This window comes from Cohnella sp. GCM10027633, from assembly GCF_042675445.1.
In the GTDB taxonomy this organism is placed as follows: Bacteria; Bacillota; Bacilli; order Paenibacillales; family Paenibacillaceae; genus Cohnella.
Window position 1 is genome coordinate 452,263 of sequence record NZ_JBHTGV010000002.1, and the last position, 22,657, is coordinate 474,919.

Sequence of the window (22,657 nt, forward strand, 5' to 3'; positions counted from 1 at the left end):
CTTGCAAAAAAAGGAATATCTACTCGCATCGTGAATTATCATCTTATAGGAGTTAGACAACCAGTCAGTCGCGCGTGCGGAAGAACCTTATTCTACGATGAGAGAGGTTGCACACGATGATGCGGACAGGAATACCGGCGAAGCAAGGCATGTACGATCCCCGCTACGAGCACGACGCCTGCGGCATGGGCTTCGTCGCGAATATCAAGGGGCGGAAGTCGAACGAGCTCGTGCATCAGGCGTTAACGGTGCTGCGGAACTTGGATCACCGCGGCGGGCAAGGCTGCGAGACGAACACGGGGGACGGCGCGGGCATTCTGCTGCAAATTCCGGACGCTTACTTCCGGCGCGAGCTGGGACGGGCGGGAATCTCGCTTCCGGCCGAAGGCGATTACGGCGTCGGCATGCTGTTCTTGCCCCGTGACGAGGAGCTCCGGCGATCGTTCGAGCAGCAGCTCGAGCGCATCGTCCGCGAGGAAGGGCAGGCATGGATCGGCTGGCGAACGGTACCGACGAACGACGAGCTGCTCGGCGATACCGCGAAGGCCGTTCAACCGTATATGCGGCAAGCGTTCATCGGACGACAGGGCGAGACGGGCGAAGACGAGCTTGCGTTCGAGCGCAAGCTGTACGTCATTCGCAAGCGGGCCGAGCAAGCGATCCGATATAGCGGGCAAGCGGGCGGAGAGAGCTTCTACGTCTCCAGCTTGTCGTGCAAGACGATCGTGTACAAGGGGATGCTCATTCCGGAGCAGGTCGATTCCTACTACGAAGAGCTTCGGGATCCGGAAGTGACGACGGCGCTCGCGCTCGTGCACTCCCGGTTCAGCACGAACACGTTTCCGAGCTGGGAGCGCGCGCATCCGTACCGGTACATTATCCATAACGGGGAGATCAACACGCTCCGCGGCAACGTGAACTGGATGCACGCGCGCCAAGCGCTCGCGGAGTCCGGGCTGTTCGGCGCGGCCGCGGACATGGCCAAGGTGAAGCCGGTCATCGATCAGGACGGCAGCGATACCGCGATGTTCGATAACGCGCTCGAATTCCTGTATATGTCTGGCCGATCGCTGCCGCACGCCGCCATGATGATGGTTCCGGAACCGTGGGCGAATCACGAGAGCATGAGCGCGGACATGAAAGCGTTCTACGAGTACCATGGAACGTTAATGGAGCCGTGGGACGGACCGGCCGCGATGGCGTTCACGGACGGCACGCGGATCGGCGCGTTCCTCGACCGGAACGGGCTTCGCCCGGCGCGCTATTACGTGACGAGCGACGATCTGATCGTGCTGTCCTCCGAGGTCGGCGTACTGGACATACCGGCGGACAAGGTCGTGCGCAAGGAACGGCTGCATCCGGGACGGATGCTGCTCGTCGACACGCGGGAAGGCCGCATCATCTCCGACGAGGAGCTGAAGCGGGGCATCGCGTCGAAGCAACCGTACGGGGAGTGGCTTCGCGAGCATCTGATCGAGCTGGAGGAGCTGCCGGACGCGCCGGAACTGCCCCTGCCGAATCATGCGACCGTGTTCCGCCGTCAGCGAGCGTTCGGTTACACGTTCGAGGAGCTGCGCAAGGTGTTCGAGCCGATGGCGCAGAGCGGCGTCGAGCCGATCGGCTCGATGGGCTACGACGCGCCGCTCGCGGTGCTGTCGCAGCGTCCTCAGCGCATCTACAGCTACTTCAAGCAGCTGTTCGCGCAGGTGACGAACCCGCCGATCGACGCGATCCGCGAGGAGATCGTCACGGCGACGGGCACGACGATCGGCCCGGAGCGGAACCTGCTCGCGCCGGAGCCCGAGAGCTGCCGGCACATCAAGGTGAAGTCGCCGATTCTGACGAACGAGGAGTTCGCGAAGCTGCGGCATATCCGCAGGCCAGGCTTCAAGTCGATAACGCTGCCGATTCTATTCGTCGCCGACGACGGGGCGCGCGGACTGGAAGCTGCGCTGGGCGGCTTGTGCGAAGCGGCGGACCGCGTCATCGCCCACGGTCATAACCTGCTCATCCTGTCCGACCGGGAGATGGACCGGGAGAACGCGGCGATTCCCGCGCTGCTCGCCGTCGCGTGCGTGCACCATCATCTGATCCGGCAAGGCACGCGCACGAAGGTGAGCCTGCTCGTCGAGTCCGGTGACCCGCGGGAGGTGCATCACTTCGCGCTGCTGCTCGGCTACGGCGCGAGCGCGATCAACCCTTACCTGGCGCTGGAGTCGCTGGAGGATATGATCCGCCAAGGCTTGCTCACGAACATCTCGCACGACAAAGCGATCTACAACTATATGAAAGCCTCGATCAAGGGCGTCGTCAAAGTGCTGTCCAAGATGGGCATCTCGACGATCCAGAGCTACCGCGGGGCGCAAATCTTCGAAGCGGTCGGACTCTCGCAAGCGTTCGTCGACAAGTACTTCACGTGGACGGCTTCTCGCATCGAGGGTGTAGATCTGGACGTCATCGCGCGCGAAGCGCTCATTCCGCACGAGAAGGCGTTCGCCCAGCAAGAGCGCGGCGAGCTCGTGCTGCCGTCCGGCGGGGAGTACCAGTGGCGCCGCGACGGGGAAGAGCACATCTACCAGTCGCAGACGATCCATGCGCTGCAGCAAGCGTGCCGGAACAACGATTACGCGCTGTTCAAGAAGTTCTCCGAGGCGGTGAACGGCAGGCAAGGTCAGCTGTTCACGCTGCGCGGGCTGTTGGTATTCAACGAGGCGGTCGGAGAAGGCGTGCCGGTAGACGAGGTCGAGTCCGTCGACGAGATCGTGCGTCGCTTCAAGTCCGGCGCGATGTCTTATGGCTCGATAAGCAAAGAAGCGCACGAGAGCATGGCGATCGCGATGAACCGGATCGGCGCGAAGAGCAATACCGGCGAAGGCGGCGAAGATCCGGCGCGCTTCGTTCCCGACGCCAACGGCGATTCCCGCCGCAGCGCGATCAAGCAGGTGGCGTCGGGACGGTTCGGCGTCACGAGCCACTACTTGGTTAACGCGGACGAGATTCAGATCAAGATGGCCCAGGGAGCGAAGCCGGGCGAAGGCGGGCAGCTGCCGGGCCGCAAGGTGTACCCGTGGATCGCGGAAGTGCGCGGCTCGACGCCTGGCGTCGGCCTCATCTCCCCGCCGCCGCATCACGATATCTATTCGATCGAGGATCTCGCCGAGCTGATCCATGATCTGAAGAACGCGAATCCGCGCGCGCGGATCAACGTGAAGCTCGTGTCCGAGGTCGGCGTCGGCACGATCGCGGCGGGCGTCGCGAAGGGACGCGCGGACGTCGTCCTCATCAGCGGCTACGACGGCGGCACCGGCGCGTCGCCGCAGACGAGCATCCGCCACGCGGGCTTGCCGTGGGAGCTTGGACTCGCGGAGACGCACCAGACGCTCGTGCTCAACAACTTGCGCGACCGCATCGTCGTCGAGACCGACGGCAAGCTGATGACGGGCCGCGACCTCGCGATCGCCGCCTTGCTCGGCGCGGAGGAATACGGCTTCGCTACGTCGCCGCTCATCGTGCTTGGCTGCGTCATGATGCGCGTCTGCCACCTCGACACTTGCCCGGTCGGCGTCGCGACGCAGAACCCGGACCTGCGCGCCAAGTTCGCGGGCGATCCGGCGCACGTCGTCAACTTCATGCGCTTCGTGGCGCAGGAGCTGCGCGAGATTATGGCGCGGCTCGGCTTCCGGACGGTGAACGAGATGATCGGAAGGACCGACAAGCTGAACGCTCGCAAGGCGGTCGCGCACTGGAAGGCGCAAGGCGTCGACTTGTCGCCGCTGCTGCACCAGCCCGAGGTCGGCTCCGACGTCGGCAGATATTGTACCGTCGACCAAGATCATGGCCTCGACCGGTCGCTCGACCGGACGGAGCTGATCGCGATCGCCGCTCCGGCGCTCGAGTCGGGCGAATCGGTGGAGGCGACGCTCCCGATTCGCAACACGAACCGGGTCGTCGGCACGATTCTAGGCAGCGAAGTGACGCGCCGGTTCGGCGCCAAGGGGCTGCCGGACGACACGATACGCTTCTCGTTCAACGGCTCGGCGGGCCAGAGCTTCGGCGCGTTCGTGCCGCGCGGCATCACGCTCCGCTTGCTCGGCGATACGAACGACTACGTCGGCAAAGGGTTGTCCGGCGGCAAGATCATCGTCGCCCCGCCGAAGGAAGCGACGTTCAAGGCGGAAGACAACATCGTCGTCGGCAACGTGGGCTTGTACGGGGCGACGGGGGGAGAAGCGTATATCCGCGGCATCGCGGGCGAGCGCTTCTGCGTGCGCAACAGCGGCGCTCACGCTGTCGTCGAAGGCGTCGGCGACCACGGCTGCGAGTATATGACAGGAGGACGCGTCGTCATTCTCGGCCGCACGGGTCGCAACTTCGCGGCGGGCATGTCAGGCGGCATCGCGTACGTGTGGGACGCGGACGGCGGCTTCGTGAACCGTTGCAATCTGGAGATGGTGCTGCTGGAGCGGATGACGCATAAGGTGGAATCCGAGATGCTGCGCCGGACGATCGAACGCCACGCGCGGTACACGGACAGCGAGCGGGCGGCGGAGATCGTGGCCTCGTGGGAGGAACGCTTGCCGCAGTTCGTGAAGGTCATTCCGAAAGACTACAAGCGGATGCTGGAGGCGATGGAGCGGCTGACGACGGAAGGTTTGGGCGAGAACGAAGCCGCGATGGCCGCTTTCGAAGCGAATATGAAGGACTTGTCCCGCGTCAGCGGCAACTAAGCGCCGAGCCTAGGCGACGGAGGAATAGCGATGGGGAAATCGACCGGTTTCATGGAGTATAAGCGGGAACTGCCTCCAGAGATGGACCCCTTGGAGCGGATACGGAATTGGCGGGAGTTCCAGCTGAAGGCGTCGGAGGAGCAGCTTCGCGAGCAAGGCGCCAGATGCATGGATTGCGGCATTCCGTTCTGCCACACCGGGCAGATCATGAACGGCATGGCGGCGGGCTGCCCGATCAACAACGTCATTCCGGAGTGGAACGATCTCGTCTACCGCGGATTGTGGCGGCAGGCGCTCGACCGGCTTCATCAGACGAACAATTTTCCGGAGTTCACGGGCCGGGTATGTCCCGCGCCTTGCGAGGGCTCTTGCACGGTCGGGCTGTACGATCCCCCCGTCACGATCAAGAACATCGAGAAGTCGATCGTCGATCGGGGCTTCGCCGAAGGATGGATCGTCCCCGAGCCGCCGGCCGCGCGGACCGGCAAGAAGGTCGCCGTCGTCGGCTCCGGACCGTCGGGTCTCGCCTGCGCGGCGCAGCTCAACAAGGCGGGCCATCTCGTGACGGTGTACGAGCGGGCGGACCGCGTCGGCGGCTTGCTCATGTACGGCATTCCGAACATGAAGCTGGATAAGCGAACGGTGGAGCGGCGCGTCGAGCTGCTGCGGGAGGAAGGCATCACGTTCGTGACGGGAACGGAGATCGGCCGGGACATTCCGGCGTCGCAACTCCGGGAGGAATTCGACGCGATCGTGCTGTGCGGAGGCGCGACGAAGGGGCGGGACTTGCCGATCGAAGGCCGCGAGCTCAAGGGCATTCATCTGGCGATGGAGTTCCTGCACAAGAACACGAAGAGCCTGCTCGACTCCGAGCATGAGGACGGCGCGTACATCTCCGCCGCGGGCAAGGACGTCATCGTCATCGGCGGCGGCGACACGGGCACCGACTGCGTCGGCACGTCGCTGCGGCACGGCTGCAACAGCGTCACGCAGTTCGAGATTATGGCGAAGCCGCCCGAGACGCGCGCGGGGAACAATCCATGGCCGCAATTCCCGCGGGTCTACAAGCTGGATTACGGGCAAGAGGAAGCGAAGGCGCTGTACGGCAGCGATCCCCGGCAATATCTCATCTCGACGAAGCGGTTCGTCGGGGACGAGGAAGGCAACCTGAAGGCGCTCCATACGGTCGAGATCGAGTGGAAGGCCGACGCGAGCGGCCGCTTCGGCCCCGTCGAAGTGCCGGGCTCGGAGCGCGAATGGCCGGCGCAGCTCGTGCTGCTGGCGATGGGCTTCCTCGGGCCGGAGCCGACGGTGCTCGACCAGCTCGGCGTCGAGAAGGACGAACGCTCGAACGCGAAGGCCGAATACGGCAAGTACGCGACGAACGTAGCGGGCGTCTTCTCCGCCGGCGACATGCGTCGCGGGCAGAGCCTCGTCGTCTGGGCGATCAACGAAGGCCGCGAGGCGGCTCGCGAATGCGACCGGTACTTGATGGGGGAGACGTTGTTGCCTTAGCTTGTTGGATTCACGATAGCGGGAGATCCCGAACGCGTTTCGATGCGGTTCGGGATCTTTTATATGCGCCGCGGCAGCCGAAGCTAGCCGAAAAGTATACTTTCGTGTCATAGGATCGCGCGTGGACGGATGATATATTGGGTGTGAATTCATCCGTCTTCAACGCGGTTCAGGGGGTAATGACATGTCGAAAGCGTCCGATAAGGGATTGGTAGCTTTAGTTACCGGCGCCAACAAAGGGATCGGCTTGGAAATCGCAAGGCAACTCGGCGAACGGGGCATCACGGTGCTGATCGGCGCCAGGGATCCGCAACGCGGAATGGACGCCCGGGAGCGACTGCGGGCGGAAGGGATCGCGGCGCATGTCGTCGAACTGGACGTCACGAGCCAGCCTTCGCTCGACCGAGCGGCCGGGTACGTCTCCGAGCGCTTCGGCAAGCTGGATATTCTGGTGAATAACGCGGGCATCTACTTGGAGGAGAAACCGCCTAGCGGCAACGACGAGGCTACCTTCATGGCTATTTACGAGACGAACGTATTCGGCGTCATGCGCGCGACCAAGACGATGTTGCCGCTCATTCGCGAATCCGCGCAAGGCCGAATCGTCAACGTGTCGAGCTCTCTCGGCTCGCTCGCGTTGAACGGCGATCCCGAGTTCGAATTCGCTCCTTTTCTCTCGCTCGGCTATAACTCTTCCAAGACGGCGGTTAACGCGATGACGGTATTCTTCGCGAACGAGTTAAGAGGCACTTCCGTGAAAATAAACGCGGCGGATCCCGGTTACTGCGCGACGGAAATGAACGGATTCTCGGGCACGAAGAGCGCCCGGGACGGCGCTAAGGTCGCCGTCCGGCTGGCCGTTCTTCCCGCGGACGGCCCGAGCGGCGGCTTCTTCAACGACGCCGGCAGCGTTCCGTGGTAACGGATTCTCGCGAAGCTAGAGAAAAGATTGAAATGACAATGAAATGACAGTTAAATGACAATTTTTATGACGAATCATATGACAATGAAATGACGAGAGTCCCTTGCGATGCAGGGGGCTTTCGTCGTTTAATCGATAGAGTAGCGTTCGTTCGGAGAACAATCAGGATCGGCGGTGTTGGACGATATGCATTCGGACCAAGAGCAAGGAGGCAGCTTCGAGGAGCGGGAAGATTACTATTTCGTGGGACGCGGCCGCGAATTGGACCGGTTCGGACGCTTCCTGGCGGGTCAGCCGGAGAATCGCACGCTATGGCACGTTAGCGGAACCGGCGGCATGGGCAAAACAACGCTGCTCGCCGCGTTCCGGCGCATGGCCGACCGGGCCGGCGCTTCGTTCCTGCTCGTCGACAGCCGGGACTTCCCGCACCGGGAAGACGAAATCTGCCGCGCGATACTCGCGTTGCTCGGCGTCGCGCCGGATGAGCTGCCCGGCCAAGGAAGCGGGGCAGCCGCGTGGTTGGATGCCTGCATCGGCGCTTTGCGGGAGCAGGCGAAGATCCGCCGGGTCGTCCTGGCCTTCGATACGTTCGAGGAGTTGACGGGTATCGAGACGTGGCTTCGCGAGCGGTTGTTCGCGAGATTGTCCGATCGCGTCCTCTTGATCGCGGCCGGACGACTTCAGCTCGGGGGAGCTTGGGCCGCTTCGCCGGCATGGAGAGAGCGTACGTTGCGAATCTCCCTGGACGCGTTTACGCGCGAGGAAGCGGCGGCGTATGCCTTGCGCTGCGGATTGTCGGGCGGAGAGGAGGCCGAGCGGGTGTGGCGGGCCTCGCTGGGACATCCGCTGGCCATGTCGTTGGCAACGGCTCACCGTACGGGAGTAGCGGCAGGTTACCAATCGCCGGACGGCCGATCTTGGCTTCACGAGATGGCGGACGTCTGGCTGAAGGAGGCCGCGGATGCCGAGCTTCGCGTTCTCGTCGAAGCCGCGTCGTTGCCGAACCGGTTCGACGGAAGCTTGCTCGCGGCAGCGCTTGGGGTTCCGGAAGTATGTTCGAACGCGTTCGACAGATTGATTCGGCTCTCGTTCATCCGCAAAGCGGAGCAGGGCTGGGTTATGCACGATATTATGCGCGACGCGGTGTCTTCCTACCTTCGCGAACGCGCGCCGGATCGTTGCAGGACGCTCTCGGCACGGTTGGCGTGCTGCTTCGCCGATCGGATCTTGGCGTCCGCCGGGACGCGGAACGCGGTCTGCGAAGTCGGGGAGCTGTATCAATTCGTCGGGGGAGAAGCGATCGCCGCCTATTACCGTGGCGCGAGCGCGCTTTCGCTGTGGGAGCAGGTGAACAGCGAAACGGTAAACGAAGCGGAACATTACGTGCGAATGCAGGCGGCTTCGCCGAGTCGAACCGTCTCTCTTGCCGCGATCGATCCGGAGAGCAGACAAGAGGTGCGCGCGTCGTTCTCCGAAGCATTGCCGAAAGCCAGCCTGCAGGGGGTCGATCCGCGCGCTTGGTACGACATGGATAACCGCTGCTTGTTCCTGCTTCGCGGGGATAACCGCGAGGTGGCGGGGCTGGCCGCCATTATCCCCATTCATGCCGGTACGCTGGCCTTCATGGAACAGGACCCGTTCAGCGCTCCTTATATGGCTACGCTATCGGTCGCGGTACGGCGTTCGATGGCGACTCTGCCGGATGATCCGGTCGGCTGGTTCATTCGCGCCATCGATTACCGCGATTGGACCGACGAGCGGAACCAGAACCAAATCTTCTCGCTCTTGTTCAGCTATGTTTGTTCGGGTCGGCTTCTGCTCGCTTCTCCGCCGCCGATCGACTCATTCATGGATGCGCACGAACGCATGGGCTTCGAGGCGGTTGCCGGCTCGGAGCACGGGTGTTACGAGAACTTTCCTGCCCCGATGCTGATATTGGACACGCGAGGGACGCAACTGGCCCATCTGCTCTCGCAACTGCTGCGAAGGCAAGGCATCGCCTGGCGGCAAGCGGAAGAAGCTTCAGCGTCCGAAGAGTGGGCGACGAACTTATCGGCGAGGGAGAGAGAAGCGGCGAGGCTTGCGGCCGCCGGACTGTCCAACGCGGAGATCGCCATGCAGCTGTACATTAGCGAGGTAACCGTGAAGAAGCATCTGTCCGCCGCGTACGACAAGCTCGGCATTCGCCGCCGAAGCCAGCTTGCGGCGCGCCTAGGCTGACGGGAGACGAATCGAATCGCCCGCGCGTTTTCCGCGCCGGCGATTTTTTTTTTAAATTCCGAAACGGATACGAAAGTATCATGCGAATGCGACTATCGTGTCCTATTGCGCCCGGAATCCGGATGATAAAGTTAGTCTCGAATCTATCGTCCGAAAGGTTGAGGCACATGAATGGAATGCAAGCGCTGGTCGTCATCCACGTCCTGTCCGCGTTGATCGGGATCGGCCCTACGTTCGTAAGCCATGTATTGTTGAGAAGGAATCAGAGCGTGCAAGAATACCGCGCATCGCTCGCGCTGGCCAAGAAGCTGGAGGCGTTCCCGAAAACCGGAGGCCCGATCGCCGTGTTGTCCGGGATAGGCTTGATCGTCGCGGGCGATTACGGCGCGTTCACCCAAACGTGGCTGATCGGATCGCTCATCCTCTTCGTCGCCATACAGGTACTGACCGCGGTAGCCGTGTTTCCGGCGATGAAGAAAGCGGGCGGTTGGTTGAGCGATCCCTCGAACGATAGCGCGACCGTGCTTCCTCCGGAGCAACGCCGGAATATCGAGCAAGCGAGCGCATGGCTGTATGCCGCTTCCACGTTGGGCGTCCTGCTGTTCATTCTGATGATCGTCAAGCCGGCGTGAGGGGAGAGAGAACCATGAGTGAAGCGAATAAGACTTTGGCGAGACAATTCATTCAAGGCTTCTGGAACGAAGGCGAGTCCGAATGCGCCGAACGATTGCTCGCGGCGGATTATACGGATCATGCTTATCAGCCCGGCAACAAAGACGGCCTTCTGCAGATGGCGGGCGTGCTGAACGCGGCATTCCCCGATCAGAGCTCGACGGAAGAGAGCATCGTTGCGTTCGAGGACCGCGTGATCGTGCGCTTAAGAATGCGGGGTACGCATCTGGGGCCGTTCCGAGGGAAGGAAGCGACGAATCGGCCGATCGACGTGCAGCTATACCGCGAATTTCGCATCGTCGACGGTCGGATCTCCGAGCATTGGGCTTTGTTCGATACGCTGGCCTTGCTGCGGCAGATCGGGGATTGAAGAGACATCGGCGGAAAGGGGATCATCATGGCTAAATTCGATATCGCCATCGAGATAGAAGCACCCGTCGAGCTCGTCTGGGTGCTCACGCAGAGCGCGGAGCGCAGGCCGGAGTGGGACAGCCGGGTTGAACGGGTATCGCTGTTGAACGCGGAAACCCAGCAGAAGGGGGCGGTCATGCGCACGATCGGCCGCTCGTGGGGCAAGGCGTTCCATATGGACTTGGAAACCGTCGCGTTCGAGAACTGCCGCAGGTGCGCGGTCGTCTTGGTCGGTTCGGAAGGGCTGCCGTTCGCGAAGGGCGGCGGCACGTGGAAGTACGAGGAGCTCGGGGAGACGCGCTGCCGATTCCGCGCTACGCAAAATTTCACTCCCGAGGACACGCGGTTCGGCCGGTTCGCCGACCGGTGGCTCTATCAGCGTTACTTGGCCAGAACGACGCGGCAGAGCCTTGCCTTGCTGAAGAAAATCGCCGAGGCGGAAGCGAAGCAAGCGCTCGCTTCGGATCGGCCGGAACGAAAGCTCGGATGAGGGGTAATAAATCGCCGAAATACGGAAAAGAAGCCTGCGCGATTTCGCGCAGGCTTCTTCGTGCGGGAGTTTGGCTAGGCCCAACCCCTCACTTGAACCAACCCTTCTCCTTGAACCGCGTAATCGCCTCGATCCGGTTCGTGACCTTGAGCTTGTCCAGGATGACGGAGATGTAGTTGCGCACCGTGCCGGTCGTAATGTACAGCTGGCCGGCGATCTCCTTCGTGTTCTTCCCGTCGGCGATGAGGCCGAGCACCTCGCGTTCGCGTTCGGTTAGCGGGTTCTCCTCGCCGTAGGCTTCGTCGACGAGCTCGGGCGAGTAGATGCGTCGGCCGGCCATGATGCTGCGGATCGAATCCGCGAGCTCCTCGATTGGGCTGTCCTTAAGCAGGTAGCCGCGCACGCCGGCTTTCATCGCCTTCTCGAAGTAACCGGATCTCGCGAACGTCGTCAGAATGATGATCTTGCAGTCTTGGTCCATCAGCTCCTCGGCCGCTTCGAGACCGCTCTTGACCGGCATCTCGATGTCCATGAGGACGACGTCCGGCCGATGGCGCCTTGCGAGCGCGATCGCTTCCTCGCCGTTGCCCGCTTGACCGACGACTTCCATGCCCGGCTCGAGATTCAGCAAGGACGCAAGCGCGCCGAGCAGCATTCGCTGATCTTCCGCGATGACGATCCGGATCATGTTCTAGCCTCCCCAATCGGTTGTTGGACGAGATTCGGTACGCGGATGAACAGCGTCGTGCCGTTCTCGGACGCGATCTCCAGGCTGCCGTTGACGAATTCGAGCCGTTCCTTCATGCCGCGCAGCCCGTTCTTCCTAGAGCCGTCGCCGTCGCGCGACGCGATTCCGATCCCATTGTCGGCTACCTTGACGACGAGCTCCGAATGCGTCGGTTCGATCGTCACCTCGCATTGGGTCGCCCGGCTATGCTTGACGATATTGGTGACGGCTTCCTTCAAGCACATGCTGAGGACGTTCTCGTTGAGCAGCGTCGTAGACAGCTTGGACGGATCGCCTTCCAGCGTTAACTCGATCTGGGCCGCGCTCAGCATTTGCTTCATATGCACGATCTCGTCTTCGAGCCGCATGCCGCGCATGTTCGTCACCATCTCGCGAACTTCCTTGAGCGCGCTTCTGGCCGTCTGCCGGACGTCGGATAGCTCGGACTGGGCCCTGTCGGGATCCTTGCGCAGCAGCTTGCTCGCCAAGTCGCTCTTCAGACCGATGAGCGACAGCCGCTGGCCGAGCGTGTCGTGCAGGTCGCGGGCGATCCGTTGCCGTTCTTCCAGCTTGACGAGATCGGAAATCCGTTGGTTCGCGAGCTGCAGCTGATCCTCGAGCTGCTCCCGCTTGTTCCGGTTGTACGTGCTGATCGGCAGCAGGATGACGGCGATCAAGCTGATGAGCACGAACGGGAATTGGGAGACGAGGAGCGGGTCCTTCGTGACGAAGCCGTAGTTGATCGTGACGATCGTGCCGACCAGATGAACCGAATAGAGGGTGAAGAACCCCGCCTTATTGCGAATGTTGCCGATGAAGAAGGCGAGGAACAGCGAGAAGTAGACGTAACCGTATAGGACGGTCATGGCCACGGATATCGCGATCTGGGCGCCCGTCCAGAAATAGACCTGCCAGCCCTTCGCCAGGAACGACAGGGCGTAGCAGGCGAAGAACGAGATAATCATCGTGACGCCGATACCGATCTCCAGCATCGACGAGGATCGGAAGATGAAGTAGAACGGAAGAATACAGAAGACGACCCACACGTAAGGGCTAAGGCCGGTATTGCGGTGGAACGTCTGATGCCATTTTTGGATAATGGGCGCCTCCCTTGGCGAACGCTTCTTATCCTTCATCATAGCATAACCTTCCCGCCGAATCGCTAGTTCGGGCTTCACGCGGCCGGCTTATCGGTCGATTCGGACGCAAGCTTGCGCGAGCGCGCGTACTGCTTGAATTCCCGGAAACCGATGAACTTCTTGTTCGCTTCGTCCCACAACCGGAACCGAATGGACTTCAAGCTCGTACGCAGGTCGATCGTCGTGGCCATGTGCAGCGGCGGCGTCGCGTTGTGCGCGGCTTCGAGATAGTAATTCGGCACCTTCGGACTCAGGTGGTGCACGTGATGGAAGCCGATGTTGCCCGTCATCCATTGCAGCACCTTCGGCAGCTTGTAATAGGAGCTTCCCTCGACGGCGGCTTTCACGTAGCTCCATTCGTCTTCGTGCTCGAAGTAAGAATCCTCGTACTGGTGCTGGACGTAGAACAGCCAGATGCCCGCGACCCCGGAGAAGAAGAAGATCGGCGCTTGGACGAGCAGGAACGCTTCCCAGCCGACCGCCCAGCTGAGCAGCGCGTACAGGAGCACGATCGATACGTTCGTAATGTACGTGTTGAATCGTTCCCGGCGTCTTGCCCCCTTGCGGTTGAAGCGGTAGTCGATCAGGAAAATATAAATCGGCCCGATAACGAACATGACGAACGGATTGCGATAGAAGCGGTAAGCGAACCGTTGCCAGAACGTAGCCGAAGCGTACTCCTCGACCGTCATGATCCACATGTCGCCGATGCCTCGCTTGTCCAAGTTGCTGCTCGAAGCGTGGTGGATCGAATGGGTCGTTTTCCACTGGTGATACGGAACGACTGTCAAGACGCCCGTAATCGTGCCGACGATCTCGTTGGCCAGCTTGCCGCGGAAGAACGACTGATGGCAGCAATCGTGGAAAATAATGAAAGTCCGCACGACGAAGCCCGCGGTCACGACCGCGATCGGCAGCGTGAGCCAGTACGATATCGATAGACTATAATAAGCCGCGATCCATAGCAGAACGAGCGGGCCTAGCGTATTGACGAGCTGCCTAATGCTGGCTCTCTTATCGTTCTTCTCGAACGGCGCCATTTTCTTCTTCAGTTGTACTTCTGGGGCTGTCATCATGGACAGGTTCCTCCTCGGATTCGGTCGCGGGTTGCAAGTGTACACTTTCATTGTAGAGGAGGGAGTTAGTACCAGGTAGTCATAAACGTCAGTAAGGGCTATATGACGAATGTCATGGGTTAGTGAATCTGTATTAATTCAATCGATTAAATTGACACAGTTGATACAATGCGATATAGTCATGGTATTCATAGGGGAAAGTAAGGGATAACATGTCGAGCTACCCGTATACGAGAATCAAGGAAGACATCAAGCGCAGAATCCTGGAAGGCGAATGGTTGAGGGAGACGAAGCTGCCCTCGAGCCGCGACTTCGCGGAGTCATATAAATCGAGCGTCAACACGGTGGAGAAGGCGATCAAGGAGCTGTGCGCGGAAGGGCTTCTGAAGCGAGATAACCGCAGGGGCACGTTCATCGAGAACGGGGTCGTTTCCCCGCTCGGGCACAATCGCACGGGACTCGTGGCGGCGTCGGTCGTCGGCATCGAGAACCCGTTATGGGCGACCGCGCTGCGAGGCATCGAGGACGTGTTGCATTTGCACGGCTTCCATCTGCTGAGCTACAGCGACGACCGGAACTTGGACAAGCTCGAATCGCTCATCAAGGGAGCCGTCGCCAAGCGGGTAGACGGGGTTATTCTGAGCCCGATTTTCGACAAGGGCCACATGGAGCGCAACGAGCGATTGTACGAACTGCTGAAGAGCAACGGCATCAAAGTGATTTTCCTCGACCGGCATATGTACCATAGCGACATTCCATACGTGACCAGCGACAACGTCTCGGGCGCGTACAACTTGACCAAGCTGCTGCTCGACAAGGGGCATCGGCGCATCCTGTTCATCCGCAACTCGAATCTGAGCACGTTCCACGAGCGTCTGCTCGGCGTGAAGCAGGCGTTCCTCGATTATGGCGTTCCGTTCGACGACGACTTGGACGTCCTCATCCCGACGGCGTTCGAGGACTTCGAGGAGGAGTTCGCGGACTACAGCTCCCGCGTCGCGGAGGCGATCGGAGCGCGCAGTTGCACGGCCGTCTTCACGGCGAACGACCAGATCGCGGAAGCCGCCATCGCCGCGCTGAACGGGCTCGGCATCCGGTTCCCGGAGGACGTCTCGTTCGTCACGTACGACGCGTGGAACTTGAACCGCAAGCTGAAGCTGGACGTCACCGGGGTGAACCAGCCGTTCTACGACATGGGGCGGACGGCCGCGATTCAGCTCATGAACCTGATCGAAGGCAAAGACCATCTGTCGGTGCTCGGGCAAATATGCCGGGCGGAGCTGAATCCGGGCAACACGATCGGCGCGCCGAAGGGGCGGTAGGGGAAGTTTGTTTGGGAAGGCCGGCGATTGCGCCGGCCTTTTTTGCGTTGTCTAGCCGGTGCGCTGCGGTAGCGGTATGAGGCACCGCTAATTATCCGCAGTCCCGGTGATGCGTCTGAGTAGCGGTATGAGACACCGCTAATTAGCCGTTGACCTGAGCGTGCGCCGCATTAGCGGTATGGGACACCACTAATTAGTCGCAGTACCGGTGCTTCGCCGCATTAGCGGTATGGGACGCCACTAATTAGTCGCAGTACCGGTGGTTCAACGCAGTAGCGGTATGAGACACCACTAATCAACCGCAGCCCAGGTGGTTCGCCGCAGTAGCGGTATGAGACACCACTAATTAGCCGCAGTACCGGTACTTCGCCGCAGTAGGGGTATGGGACACCACTAATTAGCCGCAGTCCCGGTGGTTCGCCGAATTAGCGGTATGGGACACCACTAAATCACCGTTGACCTGAGCGTACGCCACGGTTGTGGTGGATATAGAAATGATATTGTTTGTATTAACTGTACCAATTTTAATTAACATTATTGACACATAATGATTGAAATCGTATGATTCATCTGTTGAATCAATACAGATTTTGGCAAACTGTATTAAAATAAATAATACAGATGAATGTTGAGTGATGCCATGTAACATGGGCGAGGAGGTGATCATTCTTCAATAAACTTGTAAGCGCTTTATATGTTAATTTCCAAAGGGGGCGATGCGCGACCGGAGTCAGGGGGCAACGTGCGGCGTAGCAACGCGAAAACGCGGCAACTTGGGGTAAAGGCTTCAACACATCTTAAAGGAGGAATCGAGATGCCAGGGAAGAACAACAAGGGAAACAGTCGAACAGCTAGAGTAACGGGAGAGATGATCATGTCATTCGTATTATTGCTTAGCGGAATTTTCGCGAATCCATTCGGTTCGAACAAGGCGAGCGCGGATGCGGTCACGGCGGCGCACGGCCAGCGAATCGTCGCGCAATATCAGGGCACGTACTCGACGCCGCCAACGAACAGCGACTACGGCAACACGCCGGACGCGCCGTTGCTCGGCAACGGAGACGTCGGGGTCGCCATCGTCGGCAACCTCAACGCGATGGTCATGGTACTCGGCAAGAACGAGTTCTGGTCGCAAGGGGAACGGCAAGTGAAGTCGATGGCTCGGCTGAACATCTCCGTCCCTTCGATGGCCGGCGCCGGCTACCTCGCCAAGCAGAAGCTCGCGAGCGCGCAAGTGGACGGCACGTTCACTTTGTCCGGCAACATGGTCAAAACGACGAGCTGGATGCAGGCGACGGATACGCAGACGAACCTGCTCATGACGAAGTTCACCTACACGGGCAGCGGCAACCGCGCCGTGTCCGTCTCGATGGCGCGGGGCAACCAGAATACGTTCCCTAGCAGCACCGGCTCGTCCGGCGACGTGCTGTATACGGACGTTCGCGCCGACAACGAAGATACGATCGGCGGCGTCGCCACCGTGCGTGCCCGCCTCGCTACCCGCGTCATCGGGACGACGGGCACGATCAGCGGCGGCGCGTTGAACTTCACGATGACGCCGGGCGGTACGTATACGCTCGTAACGAGCATCGTCAGCAACAAGGACAATGGCAGCTACCAGACTGCGGCGATCGGTAACGTCAGCGGCAAGACGCAGACAGACGTCGACAACCTGAAGGCCGCGCATCAGACGTGGTGGACGAATTACTACGGCAAGTCGTTCGTAGAGATTCCGAACAAGACGATCGAGCGCTCTTACTACGCATCGCTCTACTTGATGGGCAGCACCTCTCGAGCAGGCGAGCTGGCGCCGGGCCTCTGGGGCAACTGGCTGGCGCGCAACGGCGACTGGCGCGGCGACTACCACTTGAACTATAACTACGAAGTGCCGTTCTACTGGACGTTGACCAACAATCATACCGAACTGGCCGACAACTACGATAAGCCGGTGCTCGAATGGATTCCGAAGGGGCAGGCGCTCGCATCGGCGAACGGCTACAGCGGCGTCTACTATCCGGTCGGCATCGGGCCGCTCCCGAACGGCTCCGGCGACGAGGCGCTGCACAACCAGAAGACGAATGCCGCGTTCGCGGCGACGAACATGATCATGAGGTACTACCTGACGCAGGATACGACGTACGCGAACGCCGTGTACAACTATCTGAAGCAGACGACTCTCTTCTGGCAGAATTACCTCGTCTGGGACGGCTCTCGCTACGACATCGTGAACGACGCACAACACGAGGGCGACGCGTATCCGCAGACGAACGGAGTCATGTCGCTCGGTCTCGTCCGCTACTTGCTGCAAGGGACGATCGACGTCAGCGTCGCCTTGAACCAGGACGCGACGCAGCGGACGACGTGGCAGAACATCCTGAACAACATGAGTCCGTTCCCGACGTTCACGCGCAACGGCCAGACCGTCTATCGCTATACCGAGGTCGGGCGTGATTGGAGCGGCGACAACTCTATCGGCATCCAGCATATTTATCCGGGCGGGCAGGTCGGCCTATCCAACGATGCGACGACGCTGCAGACCGCGCGCAACATGATCGGCCAGATGGCGCGCTGGGACGACGGCAACGGTTCGAACACGTTCTATCCGGCCGCGGCCCGCGTCGGCTACGACCCGGCGACGATTCTATCGCAGCTCGCGAGCCATGTCTCGTCGCGCAGCTACAACAACCTTCACATGAGACTGTCGGGCGGCGGCATCGAGACGTTCAATACCGTGCCCGCGACGCTGTCGGAGATGATGCTGCAGTCGTTCCAGAACAAGCTGCGCATCTTCCCGAACTGGCCGGCGAACACGAACGCGAAGTACGGCGACCATCGGGCGAACGGCGCGTTCCTCGTCTCGAGCGAGCGCAAGGATAACGCGGTCCGGTACGTAAGAATCATCAGCGAAAAAGGCAAAACCGCGACGCTCGTCAATCCGTGGCCGGGTCAGACCTTGCGCCTATACCGCAACGGATCGGACGCGGGTACGGTGTCCGGCGCGGAAATCACGCTGACGACGTCGGCGAACGAGACGCTGCTGCTCGCGCCGAACGGGACGACTCACGCGTCCATCCTGACGATGATGAACGAGCCGCTCGGAGGCGGCACGCCTCCGGCCAACGGCAACCTGGCGCTGAGCAAGCCGGCGACGGCCAGCGACGTCATCGCCTCGAACGAATCGGCGAACCAGGCGGTCGACGGCATCGCGACGACGAAGTGGACGTCGCAGCCGCCGAGCTCGGTTCCGGGAGACAAGTGGCTGCGCGTCGATCTCGGCGCGAATTACAATATCAATCGTTGGGTCGTCAAGCACGCGAGCTCGAACGGAGAGTCGGCGACGTACAACACGAAGAACTTCAAGCTGCAGCGCAGCAACGACGGCAATACGTGGACGGACGTCGATACGGTGACCAACAACGCGGTTGCCGTCACGGACCGGAACATCTCTTCCGTCGGCGCGAGGTATGTCCGGCTATATATTACGGTGCCGGTGCAAGACAACGCGACTTACTACCAAGTGCCGGGCGACCGGAGCAACGCCCGCATCTACGACTTCGAAGTGTACGGCACGCAAGGGTCCGGCGGCGGAAGCCCGGGCGCACCGATCGGCCAGACGATCTCGTTCGCCGCGACGGTTAACGGCCAGATCGTCTGCGCGGATAACGCCGGCGCCGATCCGCTCATCGCGAATCGCGCGACCGCGGGACCTTGGGAGCAATTCGCCGTGGAAGACGCGGGCGGAGGGTCGATCGCGCTGAAGGCGGTCGCCAACGGCAAGTACGTGACGGCATCGTCGACGGCGAATCTGATCGCGAGCGCGACGACGATCGGCGCCGGTCAGAAGTTCTTCTGGGTCGACAATAGCGACGGCACGTTCTCGCTGCAAGCTGCGGTAAATAGCCAGTACGTCTGCGCGGAAGCATCGGGCGCGAGCCCGCTAATCGCGAATCGTCCTTCGATCGGTCCTTGGGAGAAGTTCCAGCGGATATAACGAGCGGACGAACGAATATCGCCGCCTTCGGATCATGAGGTCCGAAGGCGGTTTTTTCGTCTCCGATATCCCGGTAAAAGTACGTTTTTCAAGAATATCGCGTTTTTCTGAGTTATCGCCCGTTTTCTGAATTGAGAAACGCTTGTATCTCTCTTACGCTGAAACCCCGGGGAGAAAGGATTCGCAACGATTCGAACGCGAAGGAGGAATCCGTAATGCAAACCAATGGGAAGCGGCCGCAAGGCGCCGCGCTGCGGCTGCTGCTCGCGGCCGGCATGGCGATCGGCGCGATCGGGGCGGCCGGGGGCTCGGCTTCGGCAAGTCCGACGAGCCATTCGTTCAACGCGTCGACGGGCGCGCTGAACGTGGATTACGCCGGCTACCTGTCGAAGCACGACCTCGTATTCAACGCGCCGGTCACGGACCCGAAGAGCGGGGCGACGGTCGGCAACGGCAAGGTCGGCGCCCAAGTATGGAACACGGCAGGCGGCTTGACGATGCAGGTGTCGGGCGTGGACGCCTCGCAGCAGGGTTTCGCGTCGCAGGGGCTCGTCAACTTGTACGCGAACCCCGGTTTCGATGCCGGCTATACGACGTACCAGCAGCGGTTGAACCTGTACGACGGCACCGTCACGACGAAGTACGACGGCAACCGGACGATCACGATTATGGGTCAGCCGAATTCGGAAGTGATCGGTATTCACGTCGAGGATAGCCGCGCCGGCGTGACGGGCGTCTCGCTCGACTTAAGCCTGTGGGACGTGAGCGGCTTCGGCGGAGGCGACGTCCCCGACATCCATACGTGGCGGACGGTATCGACGTTCGCCGATCCGACCGTCGCCGGCCTCAGCCGCGGCCAGACGGACGCGAACAAGTTCGGCTATACGCTGGCCGCCACCGTCGAGGGAGCGAGCTTCTCAACGCAGACGGTCGATGCCCGCAAGGTGCGGCTTAACATCGCGCCGTCGTCCAGCTATACGATCTGGATCGCCAACACGAGCCGGCTGAACGCGCCAAGCAACAACTCGGTCAACCAAGCAAAGACATTGCTTACGAACGTCAAGAACGCGGGCTACGCGACGACGCTCGCCAATTACAAGAATTGGTGGCACGCGTTCTGGGGCAAGTCGTTCGTGCAGTATTCGAACGCGTCCGGCGACGCGGATTACATGGAGAATATTTATTACCTCTCGACGTACATGATCGCCGCCGGCGGCTACGGCAACTACCCGTTCCACTTCATCAACGGCGTCTTCAGCGGCGTGAACGACAACGACAGCAGCAAGTGGAGCAACGCGTATTGGTATTGGAACCAGCGGGACATTTACAATTCGTTCCTGGCTTCCAACCATGCGGACATGATGAATAATTTCAATAACCTATACGCCCGCAATTACAACGCGCTGAAGTCGTACACGATGACGCGCTACGGAATCGACGGTATCTGGGTGCCGGAGACGATGGGCTGGGACGGCAACGCGCGGGGCACGATCAACAGCGACTTCGTCAACGACACGATGTCGACGGGCGCGGAAGCGGCGCTGAACATGTACGCGCAGTACAAGTACACGAACGATGCGGCTTACCTGAGCAACGTCGCGTACCCGTTCATGCGGGAGGCGGCGAAGTTCTACGTCGGCAAGCTAAGCTACAACGCCGGCACGGGCCAATATTACATGGCTTCGTCCAACGCGCACGAGACGTACTGGGACGTGCAGAACGCGATCACCGATCTCGCCGCGGTGCGCAGCCTGTTCCCGAAAGCGATCCAGGTCAGCCAGTCGCTCGGGGTAGACGCGACGCTGCGTACCCAATGGCAGAACGTGCTGAACAATCTCGCGCCGTATCCGCTCGATCCGGCCGATCCGAACAAGTACTTCCCGCATACGCCGCCGGCTTCGCAAATCCGCAACGGCGAGAACGTCGTGCTCGAGCTGCTCTGGCCTTACGACGTCAGCGGCATCGGGGCGCCGGATTACCAGAAGCTCGTCAACAACTTCAATAGCCGGATCTTCACGTACGGCGCGATCTGGGATCCCGGCGCGATCCAGGCGGCGCGGCTCGGCCTCGGCAACGCCGCTTACGACGGGATGAAGACGATGCTGCAGCGGTATCAGACGCTTCCGAACGGACGGACGAACGATACGAACGGCGAATTCGAATATCTCGGCGTCCATCTGTCGGCGATCAACGAATCGCTGCTGCAGAGCTACAACGACAAGATTCGGATTTTCCCCGCGCTTCCGAACGATACCGCGTTCAACGCCAAGTTCACGCTGCTGGCGCGCGGCGGGTTCCTCGTCAGCTCGGAGAAGGAAGCGGGCGAGATCAAGTACGCCGGTATCCGCAGCTTGTACGGCAACGCGGCGACCGTCGTCAATCCGTGGGGAACGCAGCAGGTGCAGGTCCGCAGGACCTCGGACAACGCGATCGTGCTGACGACGTCGAACGCGGAGTTCGGCTTCGCGACCGCGGCGAACGCGACGTACGTCGTCGAACGGACGGCGAAGCCGCTCGGCAGCTATACGTATTCCCAGCTGACGGGCACGGCGAACCAAGGCGTTAAGGCGCTAAGCGGCACGAACGCCAAGCTCGGCTCGGCGAGCGGCGGGCAGCCGCCTTCCGGGACGACGACGGTGAACGACGACGCGTCCTCGGGCTTCAACTATGGCTCGGGATGGTTCAACAGCGACAATCGCGGGCTCGGCGACTACAACGACGACATTCACTATGCGACGACGAGCGGAGCGACGGCCGAATTCGCGTTCACGGGCACGGGTATCGATTATATCGGCGAGCGGCATAGCGACATGGGCAACGTCGACTTGTACATCGACAACGTCTTCCAGGCGAACGTCAACTTGAACGTCGGAGGCGGCCGTCAAGTACAGCAGGTTCTCTTCAGTAAGACGGGACTCGCTAACGGCAGTCATACGATCAAGATCGTCAGCAAGAACGCGCAGGTGGCCGCGATCGACGCGTTCAAGATATACGCAACGACGGGAGGCGGCACGGGCGCGCCAGTCGGCCAGACGATCGCGCTGCGGGCGATGGCGAACAACCAGATCGTCTGCGCGGACAACGCGGGAGCGAACCCGCTCATCGCCAACCGGACGGCGGTCGGGCCGTGGGAGCAGTTCGTCGTCGTCGACGCGGGCGGGGGCACGATCGCGCTGCGCGCGGTCGCCAACAATAACTACGTAAGCGCGCCGGGAGGCGGCGCGGGCAACCTGATCGCGAGCGCCTCCTCGATCGGAAGCGCGGAGAAGTTCCGCTGGATCGCGAATACGGACGGCACGATATCGCTGCAATCGGCGCTGAACGACCAGTACGTCTGCGCCGACAACGCGGGAGCGAGCCCGCTCGTCGCGAACCGCGCTTCGATCGGCCAGTGGGAGAAGTTCCAACTCGTATGACGCAACCGCATGACCCAATCGAAGGAGGA

13 protein-coding genes are annotated in these 22,657 nt (G+C 61.1%); 10 read left to right on the forward strand and 3 right to left on the reverse strand.

Annotation, left to right across the window (positions count from 1 at the left end):
- Positions 1–116: 116 nt before the first annotated feature.
- The 7 genes from gltB to ACFQZG_RS06495 all read left to right on the forward strand — a co-directional run bounded on the left by gltB (position 117) and on the right by ACFQZG_RS06495 (position 10,957).
- Positions 117–4,727: a glutamate synthase large subunit gene (gltB, locus tag ACFQZG_RS06465; RefSeq protein WP_378150741.1), complete on the forward strand. Its 4,611-nt coding sequence runs from the start codon at positions 117–119 to the stop codon at positions 4,725–4,727.
- Between the two features lie 30 nt (positions 4,728–4,757).
- The gene (locus ACFQZG_RS06470; protein ID WP_378150742.1) at positions 4,758–6,242 is read left to right on the forward strand and encodes a glutamate synthase subunit beta; all 1,485 of its coding nucleotides are present in this window, start codon (positions 4,758–4,760) and stop codon (positions 6,240–6,242) included.
- A gap of 184 nt (positions 6,243–6,426) precedes the next feature.
- On the forward strand, positions 6,427–7,164 hold the full coding sequence (locus ACFQZG_RS06475; protein ID WP_378150743.1) for an SDR family oxidoreductase: 738 nt from the start codon (positions 6,427–6,429) through the stop codon (positions 7,162–7,164).
- A 186-nt stretch (positions 7,165–7,350) separates the two neighbouring features.
- Positions 7,351–9,384 carry a LuxR C-terminal-related transcriptional regulator gene (locus ACFQZG_RS06480; protein WP_378151589.1) on the forward strand — a complete coding sequence of 678 codons (2,034 nt, stop codon included), beginning with the start codon at positions 7,351–7,353 and terminating at the stop codon, positions 9,382–9,384.
- Positions 9,385–9,551: 167 nt separating this feature from the next.
- A complete protein-coding gene (locus ACFQZG_RS06485) occupies positions 9,552–10,016 on the forward strand; it encodes a DUF2269 family protein (RefSeq protein ID WP_378150744.1) in 465 nt (154 codons plus the stop codon).
- 14 nt (positions 10,017–10,030) lie between these two features.
- Positions 10,031–10,426, forward strand: coding sequence for an ester cyclase (locus ACFQZG_RS06490; RefSeq protein ID WP_378150745.1), 396 nt, complete (start codon positions 10,031–10,033; stop codon positions 10,424–10,426).
- Positions 10,427–10,453: 27 nt separating this feature from the next.
- On the forward strand, positions 10,454–10,957 hold the full coding sequence (locus ACFQZG_RS06495; RefSeq protein WP_378150746.1) for an SRPBCC family protein: 504 nt from the start codon (positions 10,454–10,456) through the stop codon (positions 10,955–10,957).
- Positions 10,958–11,045: 88 nt separating this feature from the next.
- Here the strand turns inward: ACFQZG_RS06495 and ACFQZG_RS06500 are convergent, their stop codons facing one another.
- The 3 genes from ACFQZG_RS06500 to desA all read right to left on the reverse strand — a co-directional run bounded on the left by ACFQZG_RS06500 (position 11,046) and on the right by desA (position 13,899).
- Positions 11,046–11,645, reverse strand: a complete 600-nt coding sequence (locus ACFQZG_RS06500; protein ID WP_378150747.1) for a response regulator — start codon at positions 11,643–11,645, stop codon at positions 11,046–11,048.
- Positions 11,642–12,781 (reverse strand): sensor histidine kinase, encoded by a 1,140-nt coding sequence (locus tag ACFQZG_RS06505; RefSeq protein ID WP_378151591.1) that lies wholly within the window; start codon positions 12,779–12,781, stop codon positions 11,642–11,644. The genes ACFQZG_RS06500 and ACFQZG_RS06505 overlap by 4 nt, the downstream gene beginning before the upstream one ends.
- Positions 12,782–12,858: 77 nt before the next feature.
- A complete protein-coding gene (gene desA, locus ACFQZG_RS06510; RefSeq protein WP_378150748.1) occupies positions 12,859–13,899 on the reverse strand; it encodes a Delta(5) desaturase DesA in 1,041 nt (346 codons plus the stop codon).
- A 212-nt stretch (positions 13,900–14,111) separates the two neighbouring features.
- Here desA and ACFQZG_RS06515 point away from each other — a divergent pair, with 212 nt between their 5' ends.
- The 3 genes from ACFQZG_RS06515 (at position 14,112) to ACFQZG_RS06525 (ending at position 22,628) form a co-directional block, all read left to right on the forward strand.
- Positions 14,112–15,221: a GntR family transcriptional regulator gene (locus ACFQZG_RS06515; protein WP_378150749.1), complete on the forward strand. Its 1,110-nt coding sequence runs from the start codon at positions 14,112–14,114 to the stop codon at positions 15,219–15,221.
- 874 nt (positions 15,222–16,095) lie between these two features.
- Entirely contained in the window at positions 16,096–19,212 is a 3,117-nt protein-coding gene (locus tag ACFQZG_RS06520) for a galactose-binding domain-containing protein (protein ID WP_378150750.1), read from the forward strand.
- 215 nt (positions 19,213–19,427) lie between these two features.
- A complete protein-coding gene (locus ACFQZG_RS06525) occupies positions 19,428–22,628 on the forward strand; it encodes a glycosyl hydrolase family 95 catalytic domain-containing protein (RefSeq protein WP_378150751.1) in 3,201 nt (1,066 codons plus the stop codon).
- The last annotated feature ends 29 nt before the right edge of the window (positions 22,629–22,657 follow it).